This window comes from Rhizobium sp. 268 (genome assembly GCF_036571585.1).
In the GTDB taxonomy this organism is placed as follows: Bacteria; Pseudomonadota; Alphaproteobacteria; order Rhizobiales; family Rhizobiaceae; genus Rhizobium; species Rhizobium redzepovicii.
This window is the reverse complement of the sequence record NZ_JAPPSO010000002.1, coordinates 290984-308879: the sequence shown is the minus strand read 5'-3', so window position 1 is coordinate 308879 and position 17896 is coordinate 290984. Positions and strand designations below refer to the sequence as shown.

The window sequence follows — 17896 nt, the reverse complement described above, 5'->3', positions numbered from 1 at the left end:
GTTTCACTTCGATCCCATGGGCTTCAGACCGGCACGCTGCAGATAATCATTGATAATTTCGGGCGGCGGGCCCGCCGGCGGTGGCGACAATCCAACCACCGAAGGCCTGACGATGAGTGTCGGCGCGTTGGCCGGTGCGCGTGCTTCCAGGAGGTAATAGCCTGCCGCAAGTTGCTTGAGCTGATTGACGCCTTCGCCGAGCGCCTGGCCCTTGGCATCCAGTAGCCGGCCGATGGCAAGGTCAGGATCGGAACGCAGGCCGACGCCGATATTGCCGCTATTCCTAACCTCGAAGCCGAACAGGGCGGTCGCGCCCGGTGCAAGCACGACCGGGGCTCCGATGCCGTCATTGACCGGCACGACCGGTGTCGCCGTCATGTCCAGGCTGCCCGACAAGGGGCCTTCATGCGTGGAATAGAGTGTCAGGACCGCCTCACCTGCTGCAAGATAGCGGTGGAACTCCGCTCCCGTCGGAAAGAGTTGCATGTCGCGGTGACCATCCTGCTCCAGGCCGACAATGACAGGTGCGTCGGTGCTGACGTCGAGCACCATCGGCTGGGCCGGGTTAAGACGGAACGCCATGGCTTCACCCTCGAGCTTTACGCTCTGCGGCAGCGTCATCGATTTTGGTTCGGGCTTCGGCCAGGGCGACTGGCCGCCACGTTCCAGCCACAGCGCCACGAGGCCGGCGCCGTGATCGACGATCAGCTGACCGGGTCCGGAGACGGAAATACTGTCCCCGCGCAAGACCCGACCGTCGGCGCCGATAAACGTCGCCGCGCCGCCGGAAACGTTCAGGACATCTCCCTTCATGGCATCAACCGCGATTTCTTCCGATCCGACCGTCCCGAAAAACCGGCGCTTGATCTGATCGTTGCCGAGCGCAATTGCTTGTCCCGGTGACAGGCTGACGCGCGCCGAGCCGGCATCACCCGTCAGATTGACGAGCCAGATCTCCTCAGTCGACGTCACGATGCTGCGCGACAGGGGAGCTGCGGCCGACCAGACGTTCAACAGCTGAGAGGCTGAGGTGGCGGAGACGACGGCGATCCCGGGCGCCAGGTCGAGCGTCAGCCGTTTCACCCCAGTCGCCAGCTTTACCGGCTGCGCGCTGAAGGCTGGAACGGTCGTCGTCAAGGGGCCGTTCAGCTGCACCGCCTCGAGTTCGGCCGCATCGATCGGCCTCAGCCGCATCTGCAGGCTTTCATCGCTTGCGGCGTTCCAGATGTGCAGATCCTGGTTATCGGAGAGGGCGACCGCGCTGTTGAGGCCGACACCCATGCCGCGTGCGGCCGTGAGGCCCGGCTGGCCGAAGGCCGAATCCGCACGCCACAATCGAACCTTACCCGGCAAGGCAGGGATGGCTGGAATAACCGCCTGATCTCCCGGCGAAAGCGTCAGCGCGATCTCTGCATCGGGTTGCGCGGGGCTCACCCGCACATGGCCGGCGCCACGGGAGACCAGCCATAAACGATCCGATTGCGGAGCAAAAAGTCCCGATGCGGCGGCCGTGAGCGGACGATCGGCACTTGCGCCCGCAAGCAGATCGGCGCTGGCGCCGAGGTCCATGAGGCCGGCCGACGGCGCATGCGCGAGAGCAACGTTGAGAGAGAGATCGAGGCCATCGATGGCCACGGGCTCCAAGGCGATATCGCCGGGCTCCCGCATATCGCCGACGATGCTGCGCGCGGCGATCTTGATGGGTGCTGCCCCACCGTCGAGGGTCCAGACCGATGCGCGCCACTGTGCATCCCCCTCGGAAGCGGGCCAAGCGATAAAGGGTGTGCGGCCACGGGCAAGGGTTTGCGGCTTCCAGCCGCCATCGGCATCTCGTTTTTCGACGGAGAGAACCAGGTCGCTGGTGGACTGCGCCGCGACCAGCGTGAGCCGATCCTTTACATTGGCCGGCAAGGGACCCGGCAGAGGGAAAATAAAGACGGAGGCGCCGTTGACGGAGGCACTGCCGCTCTCTGCAAGCGCCGGCTGCGCTTGCTCCTGCGGCAGGGCGAACTGAACCTCGATATCCCCGAGATCGGCCTGGTCGTCGCCTTCCCCCTGATCATCGCCGTCGGCTTCTTGATCGTCGGGATTTTCATCCGCTTGGCTGCCGGCCGTGCCGGATGCTGCCGCCTGATCAAGCGCCAGTGTATAGGATCCGGCCGGCAGGCGGGTGGACAGCGCGATGTTCCAATCATCGCTGCGCCCCGTCAGGCGTTCGAGGACGGCGCCATGTTCGTCCTTCAGCACGCCCTTGATTTCGGTGCGGCCGAAAGTGCCGAGGCTGACGACACGGTCCGTCTCGACATTGAAGGAAAGCTCGGCCGGCAGGTTGACGAAGCGCGCCTCGCCCGGCTGCAGATCCCTGGTGTTCAGGGTAACCTGGTAATCCAGCCGGTCATCATGGGCGAGGCTCGTGAGGTCGATGCGATAGTGCCCGGCCTTCAATTTGCCGGTGAATTGGGGCGCGGCGACAAATCGGGCGATCTGCTCCTTGTCGTCACGAAACAGCGTGCCGATCATGCCTTCGGTCAGATCGATGCTGATATCCGCATCGGCCAAGAGATCAAACGTCCAGCCGTCGGCAACACGCGCGTCGCCCTTGCCCTGAGGCTCGCGCCACTGAAATGCCTGGCTCTGATTGAAGGCCAGCGGATGCGGTCCGTGGCCCTGCAGCTGCGGCGCGTCGATGACGGGTCTTAGCCGTGCGACAAACCGCGTGTCGACGTCGCGCGGCAGGATCACGAGGCGGTAATGCCCCGCCGTGAAATCCTGACTGAGACTGGAAAGTGGCCCCGGCACTGTGAGCGGCCATCCCTCGGCATCCTCGAGGCGAGCAGTAAGGTCTTCGCCGAGGGAGTAGAGATCAAGCTGATAAGATCCCGCACGTGTTATCTCGATCGGCACGACGGCGCCGCGCCCGCCGGAGAGAATGCCTCGGCTGGTGCCATCGGCGACCAGGGTTGCCGCCGTCGGAAGCGAGGCCGGCGTAACGGCGACGCCAAGATGGCCGGAGGAATTCTGCACGGAGAGGCCGACCTGATAGGTTCCGGCGCGCAGATAGGTTTGCAGCAGCGCATTGTGGCCATCGCCATTGTCCGACGCTTCCCCCAGCCCCGGCAGGAATGACGTGCCAAGGCGCAGCGATGTCTGCAAACGGCCAAGGGTTTCGATGCGGTAAAGCCCCCCTTCCGCCACCTCGAGCCGGTAGGATTTCTCCGCGTTCTCGGCGAGATCGAGAAACTGGGATTGGCCGGCAATCAATGGGGATGCGGGGGGCGGGGGTGCAATCTGGCGCGCTGCGACAGCATCAGGCTGCCAACTGACGACGATCGACCGGGCAGCGGAGGGAACCGGGAAGCGCAGGGTCAAGGTCCGGCCTTTTGTGTCGACGCGCTCGTTGCTGGTCGCAAATGCGACCGATGTATTGTGCATGTCGATGGCGGCGATGGTCCCGCCTGGAGGTACGTGGACGTCGATCTGCAGATCCGCGGGTGATGCCGGCCGCGACAGGGCGTTCGCATCGTCATTCGCAGCACCTTTGGCCTGCGGCACGGGCGCCGGCATATTGGACATTGGCTGATCCGGCAGAGGTTGCGGCTGTGCCGCCGCATCGGCGGGCTGCCAGAGCGCCAGTGGCCGCAACTGCAGATCGGCGGGCAAGGCCACGGCACGAGGTCCCGTCAGCAGACCGGGCGCGGCATTGGTGATGATCTGGTAGCGCGTGGCCTTTTCGGCTTCCCGGATGCCAAAGGAAATGGTGGTGCGGGCGGGAGCTGCGGGTTGGACCGGTGGGACGAGGCCCGGCGTGCCGAAGGTGAGGTCGACGATGCCGACGGCATTGTTGTCGGGCAGCAGGCGCAGCAGATAATAGCCGGCGTCCAGATCGAAACGATCAGGATTGCGGCCGTCGACGCGCGGAGCATTGCCGACAAGAACCGGGCTGATGTCGGCATGCAGGGCAACGCCTGAGGTGCGGACCGCGATCTGGCCAGCTTGCGTCATCTCGAACAGCAGCGACGTCGGCCCGCGTAAATTGAAGCGCCGCCGCCAAGCCTGGCCCAGGCCGAGATGAGGCAGGTCGGACGCGACGATCGTGGCTTTGCCCCCACGGTCCTGGCGCAACAGCAGGGCCGTGGCCGGAATTTCATCGCCGCCTTCGCCGGCAATGTCGAGACTGATGAGATTGGCCACTGAGCCTTTAAATTGGGTCTCGGTGCCGAACCGAAGCCCCCGAAGCTGGAAAGGCTGGCCTTCATAGCCCGAGACTTCGACAATGCTCGGCTGGCCGTCTGTTGAAAGCGAAAGCGTGGCTGTCGGTTCGCGGCTGGCCTTATCGATCACGGCACTCTGAAAAGCCGTCGCCGTTTGGGAAGTCCGACCGGCCCGGAGCACCGCCGGCGCCGATTGCGGCAGCTCCAGACGGAAGGTATCGAGATCTGCCGGCGCCTCGAAACGGATCGAGCCGAAGGGTCCGACGACATTTTCGGCTATCCCTCCGGCCAGCGAAAGCTGCGCGCCGGTGCGAATATGGAATGGCTCTGCGGCGTCCGCGCTAGTCCAGACAAGCTTCTGACCGCCATAGGCCGTCACGAGATAGCGGCCGGCCTCGACCGTTCCCGTCAGCGTCGCCCGGCTCATGGGGAGGCCCGGCTTCAATTCGAAGATCGACATTTTCGGCGAGAGATCGGCAATATCGGTGCCGTTCCGCCACAAGCGCAGATCCTGCAGCGAGCGTCCGACCGCCTCGATATCGACGCGCCCGGAATCGGGAATGTCGATCCAATAGGATCTTTGCTGCAGATCGCTGAGATCGGCATGGATGGGGGTGAGCGAGGTCAAGGCGGCGTCGGGCTGTTCAAGCTCCTGATAGGCTTGCGCGGTGAGCTTGACGTCGCCGGCGGCTCCCTTGGCACCGAACACACGGACCTTGTACGTGCCTTTGTCGAGCAGGGCATCGATCCGGCCGTCGCTGACTCCGGCTGCGCCCATGCGGTCGCCGGGGCCGGCGATCATGTCGACAAGCTGCAGCGCCACACCGGAAGTGCTCTGCGTGCGGATGGTGATATGGCCTGAAATGTCGACGGTCAGCAAGGTGCTGCCATCCTGATCCGCAGGCAGTTGATCCGGGGCCAAATGCGGCTGCGACACGAGCCGGGGCGGCGCTTTTAAGGGCGCGGGTTGAGGCGCTGCGACGGCCGCCGGCGCCGATGTATCTTGTGCCGCCGCCGGCTGTGTCGTCGGTGCTGTTGATGGTGCAAGCTCGACGGCAGATTCTGGCGGCTTGCGGCTGGGAGAAGCGCCCGCTGCCACAAGCGCCTCAAGGCGCGTCTGATAGCTTGTTGCCAGGCATGCCGTCAGCCGGCCCGGATCGGTGTCTACGCAGGATTTGTTGCGGTCCGCCAACCAGCGGCGCTGCTGCTGGCGTAGATCGTTCAGCCTTGTCGGGTCGCCGTTGAGATCCGCCAATGCCTGCCGATAGGAGGCTGCCAAGGCGGTGTCCTGGGCAATCAAGGCAGGGGAGGCACAAATCGCCTTTTCAATGGCGGACTGCGCTTTGCCGCAATCAAAGGATTGCGCATGGGAGGCCGCTGGGAAAAGACAACCACTGAGGGCAACAAGCAAACGCAGGCGAGAGATGAAAGCCATGGATAACTCGTTTTTTGAGTGGCCGGCACACTAGTCAATATGAACTATCCTCGATCAAGACAAGAGCCGGTTGCAGCAAGCCGAGAACCGCAACGCGCTCAATGTTTGACGTGGTTTATAAGTCGGCACTTGGATGTGGAGTGACCCGTAAAAACTCGCTCTTGCGGCAGGAGCGCAGGGCTAATTTCCGGCGTCGGACATGTCACATTTTTCCACTCCCTTCGTCCTTGTGAGCGAAAGGAGATTTCAATGCGACCGCTGCTTCTTGCCCTTTCCGTCCTCCAGCTTTTCAACGGGGTGCTGATGCTGGCTGCACCACCGCTCTGGTATAGCGTCATACCCGGTGTCACGGAGACTGGCCCGTTCAATTCCCATTTCATTCGAGATATCGGCCTTGGCTTTCTGAGCGCCGGCTGCGCGCTGGGCATGGCGAGCTGGTATGCGGCGATTGCACGGCCTCTGGTGGCTGTTGCCAGCGTCTTCCTGCTCGGCCATGCGCTGCTGCATCTCGCCGAAATGGGGCTGCATGGAACCGGTCCAGCCCATGCGATGCGGGATATCACGCTGATCGTCGTGCCGGCCTTGATGCCGCTTGCCGTGTTCAAGCGGAGGACCTCCCATGTTTAGGCGGCTCTTTCGGAATGCCGCGCGCAAATTCGGCGCGCGCTATGATTATGATGTCGGCTATATGGAAGATCTCGCCGAGTTGAGCCCGGGCGGATTCGCCAAGCTCGCCTTGCTCACACCCTTCACGCAGGAGCGTTTCGGCGTGCCGGCTGCACCTTATTATGCTGCGAAATTCATCGCGGCGCGCACGGCCGGATGTGGGCCCTGCGCCATGCTGGTGGTTCGCATGGCGGAGGAAGCCGGCGTCAGCGCACAGCAGCTCGCCTCGATCGCCCGGCCGGGTTCGGCGGATGCCGACATGCGGCTTGCCGCCGACTATGCGACAGCCGTTCTCGCGAACTCGTTCGACCTTGCTGACATGATTGAGACGGCGCGGTACCGCTTCGGGGAAAAAGGCCTCTGGGGCCTTGCTTCAGCCGTCGCCGCCGGCCAATTCTACCCCACCTTAAAGCGGGGCGTCGGCGCGGCGCTGAGCTGCGACTTGCTGCCGGCTGAGTTTCGGGAGGTCGCATGAGAGCGCCTATGGGGAGGGATGTCGGGCCGATGCCGGAGGCGCTGCGCCGCCGGCTGGTCCGGCTCGCCTATCGCTATCTCGGTTCGGTGAGCGACGCTGAGGACGTCGTACAGGAAGCCTCCATCAAGCTCCTTGCCAGCGAAGGTGTCCGCGACCGCGAGGCGTGGCTTGCCCGCGTCGTCACCAATGCCGCGCTTGATCGGCTGAGGCAGCTTAAGGCGCGGCGGGAGACCTATATCGGGCCCTGGCTGCCGGAACCGGTGGTCGAGACGGAGAGCCCGAGCGATCGCGAGCTCGACATTTCCTTCGCCGTCATGCGCACGCTCGAGACATTGTCGCCGCTCGAACGCGCGGCCTTCTTCCTGCATGACCTGTTCGGCATGGATTTCGACACGGTGGGCGAGACGCTCGACCGCTCGCCCGCCGCTGTCCGTAAGCTCGCCTCGCGGGCCCGGCAGGCAGTGAAGGAGGGGCGGCCACGCTTTGCGGCGCGACCTGCCGACGTGGAGCGGCTGTTGATGGCGATCAGCGCTGCTGTGCAAAGCGATTCCGTCGACGCTCTTGCCGCCGCACTGGCCGAGGATATCGAGTTGATCTCGGACGGCGGCGGCAAGGTGATCGCGGCGCTCAGGGTTCTTCATGGCCCCATGGAAGTCGCAAACTTCCTCATGCACATCGCCCGCAAGCAGCCGGATGGCGGATGGCGTTTCGGACCCGCCCAGGTGAATGGCGGCGCCGGTATGCTGATCAGTTCCGAGGTCGGCCTTGACACGGTGATGGCCATCGACCTCGATACCGAGGGGCGGGTTGCGGCGGTCTATCTCGTGCGGAATCCGGAAAAGCTCGCCCATGTGGTGGGAAGCTGAGCCGGCGTTGCCACCGTGAAGGCTGCGCTTATGCCTTTGGCGAAACTGCGCTGATCGTAGGCCATGCTTCAACTCGTCCAGCCGGCTACAGTCCGAACAGATCATCATTGTGATAATCTTGCGCCAGCCAAGGTCGATTCGCAGGTGTCGGGATTTTCGCCCCGGAGCCAGGCACGCGTGGTCGTGATACAGGTAAGGAGGCAGCGATGCTGAAAACCGATACCCGCCAAGCGAATTGGCGCCGTGCCAATCCAGGCAAATATGATGCTCACCTCGCCGTGCAGCGAGCAATCAAGGCAGGCGAGCTGGAAAAGCAAACCTGCGAGGTCTGCGGGGTCGAAGCGGTCGATGCCCATCATGATCAATACGACGAGCCCTTAAGGGTGCGGTGGTTATGCCGACGCCACCACACGAGGCTGCACCATTATGGCGAAGACATGTTTCCGATCAGGAATGCACTTTAGAGGGCCGGATCAATCTGGTCTGTATTGGAACGCCGCTCCTCGACATCAAGCCCGATCGCACCATGTTCAAGCCGATCGCGCCGCCGCAGCCCGGAGACTTTCAGGTTGGAAGCGAAACGGCGCGTGTTTGCAAAAAGGGATAGCCGCCGAAGCTCCCGAACGACCACTGAGGTAATTGTGATGTACGCCACGAGGAACATAGGGCAGGGCGACAAGCGCACCTTCTATCGCGAACTCGCAGGCCAACTTCAGGGGCTGCTTAAAGGCGAACGCGACGCCGTTGCCAATGCCGCAAACCTCTCGGCGCTTGTCTTCGAGCTCGTTGCCGATCTGAACTGGGTGGGCTTCTATTTCCTGAGATCCGAAAACGAGCTGGTCCTCGGCCCGTTCCAGGGCAGGGTCGCTTGTGTGCGCATTGCCGTCGGCAAGGGAGTCTGCGGTACAGCGGTTGCGGAAGCGCGTTCCGTGCTGGTTCCGGATGTCCACGAATTTCCCGGACACATCGCCTGTGACGCCGCTTCCCGATCGGAGCTGGTGATCCCGCTGGTCAAGGACGGCGGAATTGTCGGCGTGCTCGATCTCGACAGCCCCACGCCTCATCGTTTCAATGCCGAGGATCAGGCCGGGTTCGAGGCGCTCGCCGCAATCTATGTCGCCGCGAGCGTTCTCTAGAGCGATTTTAGATGACCGTTCCAACGGATCAGTCGACTGCGACCATCACGTCGGAAGCCTTGACGACGGCATAGGCATTTCCACCGACGGTGAGACCGAGTTCGTCCACGGCTTCGTTAACGATGACGCCATTGCCGATGTCAATGCGGACATGGGCGGTCGTCGCGCCTTTGGTCACCTCGATAATCTTGCCTTTCAGGCGATTGCGGGCGCTGATTTTCATAATGTTCTCGTCGTGCCGTCCAACTATCCGGCGGATTCGATCGCAGGCACGGTTTTCCGGATCACTGCCGAAGAACTGGCGGCAGCCGATGCTACGAAGTCTCCGACTACAAGCGTATCGAAACGGTGTTGGCGTCGCGAACCAAAGCATGGGTCTACGTTAAGGCCTGATCTGTTCCTTCATGCCGCCCGAGGAATGCCTCACCATCCGGCCTCAGAGCACGCCCTTCCTCAAGATGAAGTTTCCATAGGGGCGCGATTCAGCCGTCTGAATGATCGCAAACGATCGCATGGCGATCGGATAGTAAGCGAACCTCTCGACAGGTTGGCTGGCGATCGAACGCACTTCTGCCTCACTGCAAACGGCGATGACCTCCCTGTGCACTTCGAGCAACTCGCCTGGCGCGTCGACGGCCTCCATATGCATCAGCGGCGTGTCGCCGAATGTGTCCAAGGGCATCATTTTAAGGATCCCGCGAACTGCAGTCGGTGCATCGACCCCCTCCAAGATGAGAAGCTTTCCGCTTGTGGTTTGGGTCGCCACCCGAAAGCCTGAGAAGTTTCGATCGACGATGGCCAGTTCGTCGCCATGACCCATGGAGGCCATAACCCACAACAAGTCGGCCGTGACGAACTGCGGGACGCCCTTCAGCATGTCATTTCCCTCCCAAGAGATGATCACCAGTTGGATCGTATCCGCAAAAAAACGATTGCGCAAACGTTTCGATGGCGTTAGCGTGATCAAATTCGCGGCTCCTTGGAGAGCCTGTTTAAAGGTTGGAAATCCGCCTGGGAGGAAAATTTGAGACGCTTTGTTGTTGTGCTGCCGGCAAACGCCGGAGCGCGCTCATGACGACGATTTCCGAAGTTGCAAAGGCGGCCGGAGTTTCGGTCTCCACGGTTTCCCATGTTCTCAACAAGACGCGCTACGTTTCGCCCGAGAAGGCGAAGCTCGTCATGGAGGCGGTGGACGAGATCGGATATATCCCGAACGCGGTTGCGCGCTCTCTCAAATTATCGTCGACGGGCACGGTCGGCCTGGTCATTTCCGCCATTTCGAACCCTTACTTCAGCGACATCATTTGCGCGATTGAAGCCGAGTGTTCCAAGCGAGGCTTGATCGTCTTCCTATGTGATACACAGGACGATCCAGATCGGGAACTGGAGCTCATCCGGCATCTGCATCAGCGTCGTGTCGACGGCATTATCCTTGCCGCTTCAGGCGCTCCTAAAAAGTCGCTGGACTATCTATTTGAATGCGATGTTCCCTGTGTGCTCGTCGACAGGCTCTCCGATGATCGTTTCGATCAGGTCGGAACCGACAACACGGCGGCAATCCGCATGCTGGTCGATCATCTCGTCACGCTCCATCACCAACGGGTTGGGATCATCCTCGGCCAGCCGGGATTTTCAACGACCGTCGAGCGCACTGAGGCTTTCCGCGCGGCTATGGCGGAGAAGGGAATAGAGGTCCCGCATGCCTTCATCAGCAATGGCAACCGCAGCACGGCTGACGCCACCGCTTCGACACACCGCTTGCTGGAGTTGACGGAGCCACCCACAGCAATCCTTGCCTCAAACAATCTTGCGATGATCGGCGCGATGAGAGCCATTCGGGAACGGGGGCTACGCGTTCCGGCGGATATTTCAGTGCTCGGAATCGATGATTTCGAATGGGCAGATTACTTCGAACCGCGCCTGACGCTGATGGCCCAGCCTTGCGATGAGATCGGCAGGAAGGCGGCGGACTTGCTGATTGCGCGGATCGGCAGCAAGCACCGCCCGCGCGAGACCGTTCGACTGTCGCCGGTTTTGCGGGTGCGTGAATCGTGTGGAGAAGCAGCATGAACCAGGTTGTTCTTTCGGCGAAAGGTATCACCAAGCATTTCGGCGGCGTTCAAGCGCTGCGTGGCGTGGATTTCGATCTTAAAGTGGGTGAAATCCATGCCCTGCTTGGAGAGAATGGTGCGGGCAAATCGACGTTGATGAACCTGATGTCCGGCGTGCACACGCCGGACCAGGGAGAGATCTTCATCGATGGCAAACCCGCCCGATTTCACAGCCCGCGGGATGCACAAGCGGCAGGAATTGCAACGATTTTCCAGGAATTGGATCTCGTCTCGAGTTTGAGCGTCGCGGCCAATCTCTTTCTTGGGCGTGAGCTTGTCCATCCACATGGCATGCTCGACGGAAAGGCGATGCTGCGCGAAGCGCGCAAAAGACTGGAGGCAATCGACCGATCGATCGATCCCTCCCAGCTTGTAGGCGAGCTTTCTATCGGCCAGCGCCAGGTCGTCGCCATTGTCAAGGCGCTGTCCTATGCATCCCGCGCTCTGATCATGGATGAGCCGACAGCGGCATTGACGGTCGGCGAAGTCGATCGATTGTTCGATATTATGCGCGGGCTCGCATCGTCAGGCGTCGGTATCGTCTATATTTCGCATCGCCTCGAGGAAGTGCCGCAGATTGCCCATCGCGTGACAGTGATGCGCGACGGCAAGGTCGCCGGCGTTACCGAGCCGAACGCGCCGCAAGCCCAACTGGTGCAGCTTCTTGTCGGTCGTCCGTTGAACGAACTTTACCCGCCTCGATCGGATCGCGTCGGAGACGTGTTGCTGAGGATGCGTCAGGCCTCCTTCCGGCCGCACCGTGCGTCACCCGGGTGGCAGGCGCCATCAAAGATCGACCTCGATGTTCACCGCGGTGAAATTGTCGGCTTGGCCGGCGTGATGGGTGCAGGGCGAACCGAGCTTCTGAGCGCTCTTTACGGGACAGGCGTGCCGGGCAGGTGGCAGGGTGAGGTTACCATTGGCGGCAAACCGGCAAGGCTTCGATCCATCGCCGCCGCGCGCAGGGCTGGTCTCGCATTCGTCACCGACGACCGGCGCGGCGCCGGACTGATGCTGCGTATGTCCGTTGGCCTCAATCTCGTCATGTCGATCATTCGCCGAATTTCCCCAAACGGCTTGTTGTCTGCACGTCGACAGGATGATGCGATCAAGAGCTCGTTCGGGAATTTCGACATCCGTCCCAAGAATCCGGAGATCGCAGTGGGTGCCCTGTCCGGCGGCAACCAGCAAAAGGTCGTGCTTGCCAAGGAAGTGCTGGGCAATCCGAGCCTGTTGCTTCTCGACGAGCCGACCCGCGGTGTGGACGTCGGAGCCAAGGGGGAGATTTACGCTCGCTTGCGCAAATTTGCCTCGGATGGATTGGGCATCCTTGTCGCTTCAAGCGAGATGCCCGAGCTGATCGGCCTATGCGATCGAATAGTGGTTCTGCGCAATGGCTGCAGCGTTGCCGAATTTTCCGGCGGGGTGAGCGAACACGACGTTCTGGCCGCCGCCAACGGGAGGGAGGGATGATGTCCGAACAACAAATTACGTCGAGTTCTCCGATTCAACCCGCAAAGCGCATCGATCCGCTTGCGGTCATCGTCCGCTTCCAAAGCCTGATCGGCCTTGTGCTGGTCTTTGCCGGCGGCATCATCTTCTCGCCGCGTCGGCATGGGGTCATCCTGTTCATTCAACCCGACAATATCGCCAACATCGTCCGTGCGGTGTCCGAGACCGGCATCATCGCGATCGGGATGACCTTCGTGATCATAACCGCCGGGATCGATCTCTCGGTTGGGGCGACCCTTGGTCTTGCGAGCGTCGTCACAGCAACATTGATGGTCTCGGGCGGCTTTGGGCTGATTACAACGGTGCTGGCGGTGCTGCTGATGGGCACCTGTTTCGGCTTGATCCAGGGAGCGATCTCAAGCAAGTTTCGGCTTGAAGCATTTATCGTCACTCTTGCCGGTTTACAGGCAGCTCGCGGGCTGGCGCTCGTAGTTTCGGGCAATCAGTACATCAATATTTCCTATGGCAATGGCCCCGGGCTGGCGCCTCCCATCTTTGCGGTTCTCGGCGGTCGATTGTTCGGCAACGTCGTTCCTGTGGCCACGATCGTCTTCCTGATCTTTGCCTGTATCGCAACGCTGGTGCTGAACACGACGAGGTTCGGCCGTTACGTCTATGCCGTTGGCGGCAACGAGCGCGCCGCTCGCATCTCCGGTGTTCCGGTCTCGGCAATCAAGATCGCCGTTTACGCCATCACCGGTTTTGCATCCGCGCTGGCCGGCATCGTCCATGCCGGGCAATTCAATTTCGGAAGCGCCAATGATGGCACCGGTTATGAATTGACGGCCATCGCGGCTGTCGTCATTGGCGGAACCAGCCTGTTTGGCGGGTCGGGTTCCATGGTCGGAACGATCGCCGGCACGATCATGCTTGGCGCCCTCGCCAATATTCTTCAGCTCAACAATATCACCCCAGCCATGCAGTTGCTCGCCACAGCGGCAATCATCGTTCTGGCGGCAGTCCTTCAATCCCTCGTTCGTCGCCGCGAAGGATTGGGCAGATAGTGTGGCGGCATCTCCCGGAAGGTGGATCCGGAACCAATGTGGAGGAGAAAGTAATGACACAGAATGCACTTCGATTTTCGAATGCCGGGCGCATGGCACTTCTCGCCGGTTCGTGCCTTTGTATTGCCGGCGTGGCCCAGGCTGCCGATCCGCTTGTGAAGGCTTGCGCCAAAGACGGCGAATTCGTTGTCGGCTTCTCGCAGGCAAACAACGCGGAGCCCTACCGCCAGCACGTCAACGATGAACTGGAAGCCGCCGCCAAGGCGGTCCCGCAGTTCACACTGCAGATCGCCGACGGGGCGGGCAACGTCAACACTCAGACGTCACAGGTCGACAATTTCATTACCCAAAAGGTCGATCTTCTGTTGATCTCGCCTTTCGAGGCGGCTCCGCTGACGCCCGCCGTCAAGCGGGCAATGGACGCGGGTATCCCGGTCATCGAACTCGATCGCAAGACGAACGGTGAAGCAGGCAAGGATTACACAGCTTTCATCGGAGGCGATAATTACAAGATTGCGCTGGCAGCCGGCGAATATACCAGCAAGACACTTCTTCCAGATGGCGGCGAGGCCGCCGTGCTGGAGGGCCTGCCGAGTTCGACGCCCGCAGTCGAGCGGCTCAACGGCTTCAAAGACGGCGTGAAGGCCAATTCGAAAATCCAGATCGTCGCAGAACAGGCGGCAGACTGGCTGCCGGATAAAGCACAAACGGCGTTCGCAGCCATGCTGCAGGCTCATCCGGATATCAAGATGGTCTATGCCAGCAATGACATGATGGCGGCGGGTGCTCTGCTTGCCGCCAAAGGTGCCGGCAAAAGCGTGAAGATCATCGGCACCGATGGCTTGCCTGGGCCTGCCGGGGGAATTGAAGCAGTCGCTAAGGGCGATTGGTCCGCGACCTTTACCTATCCTACCGGCGCGAAGGAGGCGATCGACATGGCAAAGTCGATATTGCTGGACTGCGCATCGTCTGTTGAGCCGACAGTAACAGTCGATACTACAGCCATCACGCCCGAAAACGCCAAGCAGATGATGGGCAAATAAAGTCCCAGGCTCCCCGGCTGGGCGCGTCTGCCCAGCCGGGTGGGACCAAATCGCTTCGTTGCGCGCTTGCATCGCCGCGGCGTTTGCCAGCAACCAGATCGGAAGCCGCTGTCGCACTTCGCCGGTCTATTGCATGAAACGCGCGCCCATCGGTTGGCGCGCGCATCCATAGCGACTAGAGGCGATAACGGCTGCGTTCTTTTGCGACCTGTTCTGGACTATAGGGGTCGAGCGCGTCATCGAACCTGGTCCATCCCTCTTTGGTGTAGGCGGCTCGGCGCTCGACCGGGTCGACCCAGTTGGATTGCTTGAGGATCGCTTCCGCCTCCGGGATAAGTGCGTCTTGAACCCTGGCTGTGACCAACGAGCCACCCCGGCGAACGCCTTCGGCATATACATTCGCGTCCTCGTCAGAGACGCCGGAACTCGTCATCGCACCGATAATGCCTCCTGTCGCACCGCCAGCGACTGCCCCAGCGGCGGCGCCTGCGGCGGTGGCGGCCAGCCAGCCGGCTGCGACGACAGGGCCGACGCCCGGGATGGCCATCAGACCGAGGCCTGTGAGAAGGCCGCCGGCGCCGCCGACGACTGCACCGATGCCGGCACCTGTACCGGCGCCTTCACCTGCATTCGAATGTTCACCGTGGCGACTGTCGGCATTGTTGGAAACGATGCTGATGTCGCTGGAAGGGATACCGGCGGATTCAAGCGCGCTGACCGCGGAGCTTGCGTCGGTATAATCGTCGAAAAGTCCAGTTACGGTTCTCATAGTCATTTCTCCTGAAGGATTTGTTGGGGTCACTTGGCGACGATGTTGCCCTGGTAGTCGAGTGCGATCATGACGGCCTTGCCGTCCTTCATCCCCGATGCCATCCAGATGCCCTTGTCATCCTTCTTGAGGTCTTTGACGTCGGTATAGCCGGCCTTTTCGATGCGGTCCTTGGCCTGCCCTTCGGTGAAGCTGTTGGCACCTTCGACCGGGGCGGTCGCATTGTTCGACCCAGGCGTTGCAATGGCCGGAGTCTTGCCGTCACTTGTCGTTGCGGGTGCCGTCTGGGCCATGGCTGACAATGCCGAAGCGCCCAGAAGCGCTGCGGCTAGAATGAACTTGTTCATGGGAATTTCCTCTCGTGGCGAACCTCTCAGATCCGTGATCACGAAACCCCATCCGACCCTAATCGTTCCACGTACCAGAACTTAAAGCACGAATGCGAATCTTTGCCTGATTTGCTATTGAACTCGCAAAAGTTTTTCTGCGATCGCTTACTGCTTCGTAGACAAAATGGACCAGATAGCGGCGGCCATTGTTGACGCGGAGTTCACTCACGCCTTTGCCCACCGGCTTTACGTCCCCAGGGTTGGGCACGAAAGTCCTTCAGCGTCTTGGACCGGTTCGGACCCAAAGATCGCGGACAACGTCGCGTCTGCGATGAACGGTCTTCTGGAAACCTGGAGATCGGGTTATGCCGCGTTCAGAAGTTCAGCGCTAACCGGCATTCCCATATGATAGCCCTGGACGCGGTCGATGCGAAGATCCTTGAGCAGGGACAATTGTGCTGCCGTTTCGACGCCTTCCACCAGGATCGTATTCCCGCGATTGCGGATAAGAGCGACCATGTCCTGAAGCATCGTCAACCCGCGCGGGTTGGAGCAGTCGTGCAGGAATGTCCGATCGACCTTCACCGTCTGAAACTCGATCGCCCTCAGCCAGGAGAGGCCCGCGAAGCCGGAGCCGAAGTCGTCAAGCCAGATTTCGACGCCGAGAGTCCGCAGATCTGCAATGCACTTAAGCACCTCCGACTGCATATCCATATCCAGGCCCTCGGTGACTTCCAAGGCCAGCCGCGATCCGCTGACCCCGCAGCGAATAAGAATGTCAGCGACATTCGCAGCAAAGCCGGGGGAACGCAGCTGTATGGGCGACACGTTGACGCTGACGGTCGCCATGCGATCGGTCATCAGAATGTCACGGCATGCCGTCTCGATCGCCCACTTGCCCAATTCGAGGATAGCACCCGTTCGCTCTGCAACCGGAATGAATGTTTTCGGCGAAACCGCGGTGCCGTCCGGCATCCGAAGCCGCATCAAAGCCTCGACAGCTCTTGCTTTCTCATTCGTCAACTCGAAGATCGGTTGATAAACGAGCGAGACCAGTTTGCGATCAATGGCGGCCGTCAGCAGCGGGACGAGTTTACCGGCATTATCGTCCGGGCGAGGCAACAGCGGATCAAACCTGCGAATGCAGTTTCGGCCGCTTGCTTTGGCATGGTAGAGAGCAAGATCGGCCTCACGCACTATTCGTTCGACCTTCTCTCCAACTTTGTCGCGGGTGAAGGCGACGCCAATGCTGACGGTTACGATTGGGCTGTCATCCGGTCGCCCGTCGTGCTCAATCGCAAGAAACTCGACTTCCATTCTGATCTTTTCGGCCAGGCTCATCGCGATCTTGGGAGTTTCGACCGGCAAGACCACGATAAACTCTTCACCACCATACCTGCCGATCATGCCACCGGACGACTCTACGACGGCCTTCAGCACTTTGGCGATGACAGTCAGGCATCGGTCTCCTTCTTGATGCCCGTAGCGATCATTGAAGCGTTTGAAAAAATCGACGTCGATAAGCAACACGACGAAGTCGCGGCGTTCGTCTTTCCAGGCGGCCCAGCATTCGTCGAGCCGCCGATCCAGGGCGCGCCGGTTGCTTATGCCCGTCAGGTAGTCGGTGTTTGAAAGCTCAAGCAGTGATCGTCCACGCTCGGACGCTTCCCAGTGCTGATATCGGGCCTCCGCCGCGTTCAGCAACACGTTTCGACGCTCCACGTTCAATCGCCAATTAACGAAAGACGTGAAGACGAAGCACGAAATGTAGAACATCCCGAAGGCAAGCTTGTAGGTTTGGCTTGAAGGAAAAAACGCCTCGATCGTAACGAAAAATGCGCCGAGCACGAAGCTGGAAGTGATCACCGAAAGCCGAAACGGGAAACTGAAAAACAGGTTGGCGCCCATCATGAAGATGGCGCCAAATATCATGTAGTACGACATGGCGGTGACGTCGCTGGTGCCAATCGCCGGGTAAAGCCAGCCCAAATAGCCGGCAAGCAGTGCGGAGGCGCATGTGATGTCCAGCCAGACGGTTTTTGCTTTGGCCAGTCGCAAGGCTTCGAAAGCCAGCAGCGCAATCGTTGCGACGACGAATCGCGCGGCGATCGTCGCAGGCGCAACATCGGGGATAAGCCATCGGTCGGGAAGTGCGAAGGCCACATAGACGGCGACTGCGATCCAAAGACCGTGCCGTGAGCTTCGCCTTCGGACAGCATCATTTTCAGTTTCCAGAGACTTGCGGGCCTCGGCGAACGAAAAGCTGTCGGTTGATTCGTCGCGCTGCACAGGAGCGTCAGCCGCGCTCATGCAACGATACCAGCCTGACTACAATCTAA

At 60.9% G+C, this 17896-nt stretch carries 15 protein-coding genes and 1 pseudogene; 10 read left to right on the top strand and 6 right to left on the bottom strand.

Features of this window, described 5'->3' with window-relative positions:
- Positions 1 to 3 precede the first annotated feature (3 nt).
- On the bottom strand, positions 4 to 5646 hold the full coding sequence (locus OS035_RS04895) for a lysozyme inhibitor LprI family protein (RefSeq protein WP_331813413.1): 5643 nt from the start codon (positions 5644 to 5646) through the stop codon (positions 4 to 6).
- 249 nt (positions 5647 to 5895) lie between these two features.
- On the opposite strand from OS035_RS04895, the gene OS035_RS04890 reads away from it, so the two are divergent.
- The 6 genes and pseudogenes from OS035_RS04890 to OS035_RS04865 all read left to right on the top strand — a co-directional run bounded on the left by OS035_RS04890 (position 5896) and on the right by OS035_RS04865 (position 8789).
- Entirely contained in the window at positions 5896 to 6273 is a 378-nt protein-coding gene (locus OS035_RS04890; protein ID WP_131710558.1) for a hypothetical protein, read from the top strand.
- Complete coding sequence (locus OS035_RS04885) at positions 6266 to 6787, top strand: hypothetical protein (RefSeq protein ID WP_331813412.1); 522 nt, start codon at positions 6266 to 6268, stop codon at positions 6785 to 6787. The genes OS035_RS04890 and OS035_RS04885 overlap by 8 nt, the downstream gene beginning before the upstream one ends.
- Complete coding sequence (gene sigJ, locus OS035_RS04880; protein WP_206099922.1) at positions 6784 to 7653, top strand: RNA polymerase sigma factor SigJ; 870 nt, start codon at positions 6784 to 6786, stop codon at positions 7651 to 7653. The genes OS035_RS04885 and sigJ overlap by 4 nt, the downstream gene beginning before the upstream one ends.
- A gap of 206 nt (positions 7654 to 7859) precedes the next feature.
- Positions 7860 to 8117, top strand: coding sequence for a hypothetical protein (locus OS035_RS04875; RefSeq protein ID WP_097629445.1), 258 nt, complete (start codon positions 7860 to 7862; stop codon positions 8115 to 8117).
- 26 nt (positions 8118 to 8143) lie between these two features.
- Positions 8144 to 8260 (top strand): annotated as a pseudogene (locus OS035_RS04870) (tRNA (N6-threonylcarbamoyladenosine(37)-N6)-methyltransferase TrmO); the annotation flags it as partial.
- Between the two features lie 37 nt (positions 8261 to 8297).
- Positions 8298 to 8789: a GAF domain-containing protein gene (locus OS035_RS04865; protein WP_131710556.1), complete on the top strand. Its 492-nt coding sequence runs from the start codon at positions 8298 to 8300 to the stop codon at positions 8787 to 8789.
- A gap of 28 nt (positions 8790 to 8817) precedes the next feature.
- Here OS035_RS04865 and OS035_RS04860 read toward each other — a convergent pair whose 3' ends face one another.
- Together OS035_RS04860 and OS035_RS04855 are read right to left on the bottom strand one after the other, a co-directional pair.
- A complete protein-coding gene (locus OS035_RS04860) occupies positions 8818 to 9012 on the bottom strand; it encodes a TOBE domain-containing protein (protein WP_131710555.1) in 195 nt (64 codons plus the stop codon).
- Between the two features lie 213 nt (positions 9013 to 9225).
- Positions 9226 to 9666, bottom strand: coding sequence for an RbsD/FucU family protein (locus OS035_RS04855; protein ID WP_131710671.1), 441 nt, complete (start codon positions 9664 to 9666; stop codon positions 9226 to 9228).
- A 194-nt stretch (positions 9667 to 9860) separates the two neighbouring features.
- On the opposite strand from OS035_RS04855, the gene OS035_RS04850 reads away from it, so the two are divergent.
- From OS035_RS04850 to OS035_RS04835, 4 genes are read left to right on the top strand one after another with little or no spacing between them, the layout of a single operon-like run.
- On the top strand, positions 9861 to 10859 hold the full coding sequence (locus tag OS035_RS04850; protein ID WP_097629442.1) for a LacI family DNA-binding transcriptional regulator: 999 nt from the start codon (positions 9861 to 9863) through the stop codon (positions 10857 to 10859).
- On the top strand, positions 10856 to 12373 hold the full coding sequence (locus OS035_RS04845; RefSeq protein ID WP_183854177.1) for a sugar ABC transporter ATP-binding protein: 1518 nt from the start codon (positions 10856 to 10858) through the stop codon (positions 12371 to 12373). Before OS035_RS04850 ends, OS035_RS04845 begins: the two co-directional genes overlap by 4 nt.
- On the top strand, positions 12373 to 13416 hold the full coding sequence (locus OS035_RS04840) for an ABC transporter permease (RefSeq protein ID WP_331813411.1): 1044 nt from the start codon (positions 12373 to 12375) through the stop codon (positions 13414 to 13416). The genes OS035_RS04845 and OS035_RS04840 overlap by 1 nt, the downstream gene beginning before the upstream one ends.
- A gap of 53 nt (positions 13417 to 13469) precedes the next feature.
- Positions 13470 to 14459 (top strand): substrate-binding domain-containing protein, encoded by a 990-nt coding sequence (locus OS035_RS04835; RefSeq protein ID WP_054185432.1) that lies wholly within the window; start codon positions 13470 to 13472, stop codon positions 14457 to 14459.
- Positions 14460 to 14634: 175 nt separating this feature from the next.
- Here the strand turns inward: OS035_RS04835 and OS035_RS04830 are convergent, their stop codons facing one another.
- The 3 genes from OS035_RS04830 to OS035_RS04820 all read right to left on the bottom strand — a co-directional run bounded on the left by OS035_RS04830 (position 14635) and on the right by OS035_RS04820 (position 17867).
- The gene (locus OS035_RS04830) at positions 14635 to 15228 is read right to left on the bottom strand and encodes a general stress protein (RefSeq protein ID WP_331813410.1); all 594 of its coding nucleotides are present in this window, start codon (positions 15226 to 15228) and stop codon (positions 14635 to 14637) included.
- 29 nt (positions 15229 to 15257) lie between these two features.
- Positions 15258 to 15575 (bottom strand): hypothetical protein, encoded by a 318-nt coding sequence (locus OS035_RS04825; RefSeq protein WP_003591967.1) that lies wholly within the window; start codon positions 15573 to 15575, stop codon positions 15258 to 15260.
- Between the two features lie 345 nt (positions 15576 to 15920).
- Positions 15921 to 17867: a putative bifunctional diguanylate cyclase/phosphodiesterase gene (locus OS035_RS04820; protein ID WP_131710551.1), complete on the bottom strand. Its 1947-nt coding sequence runs from the start codon at positions 17865 to 17867 to the stop codon at positions 15921 to 15923.
- Positions 17868 to 17896 lie beyond the last annotated feature (29 nt).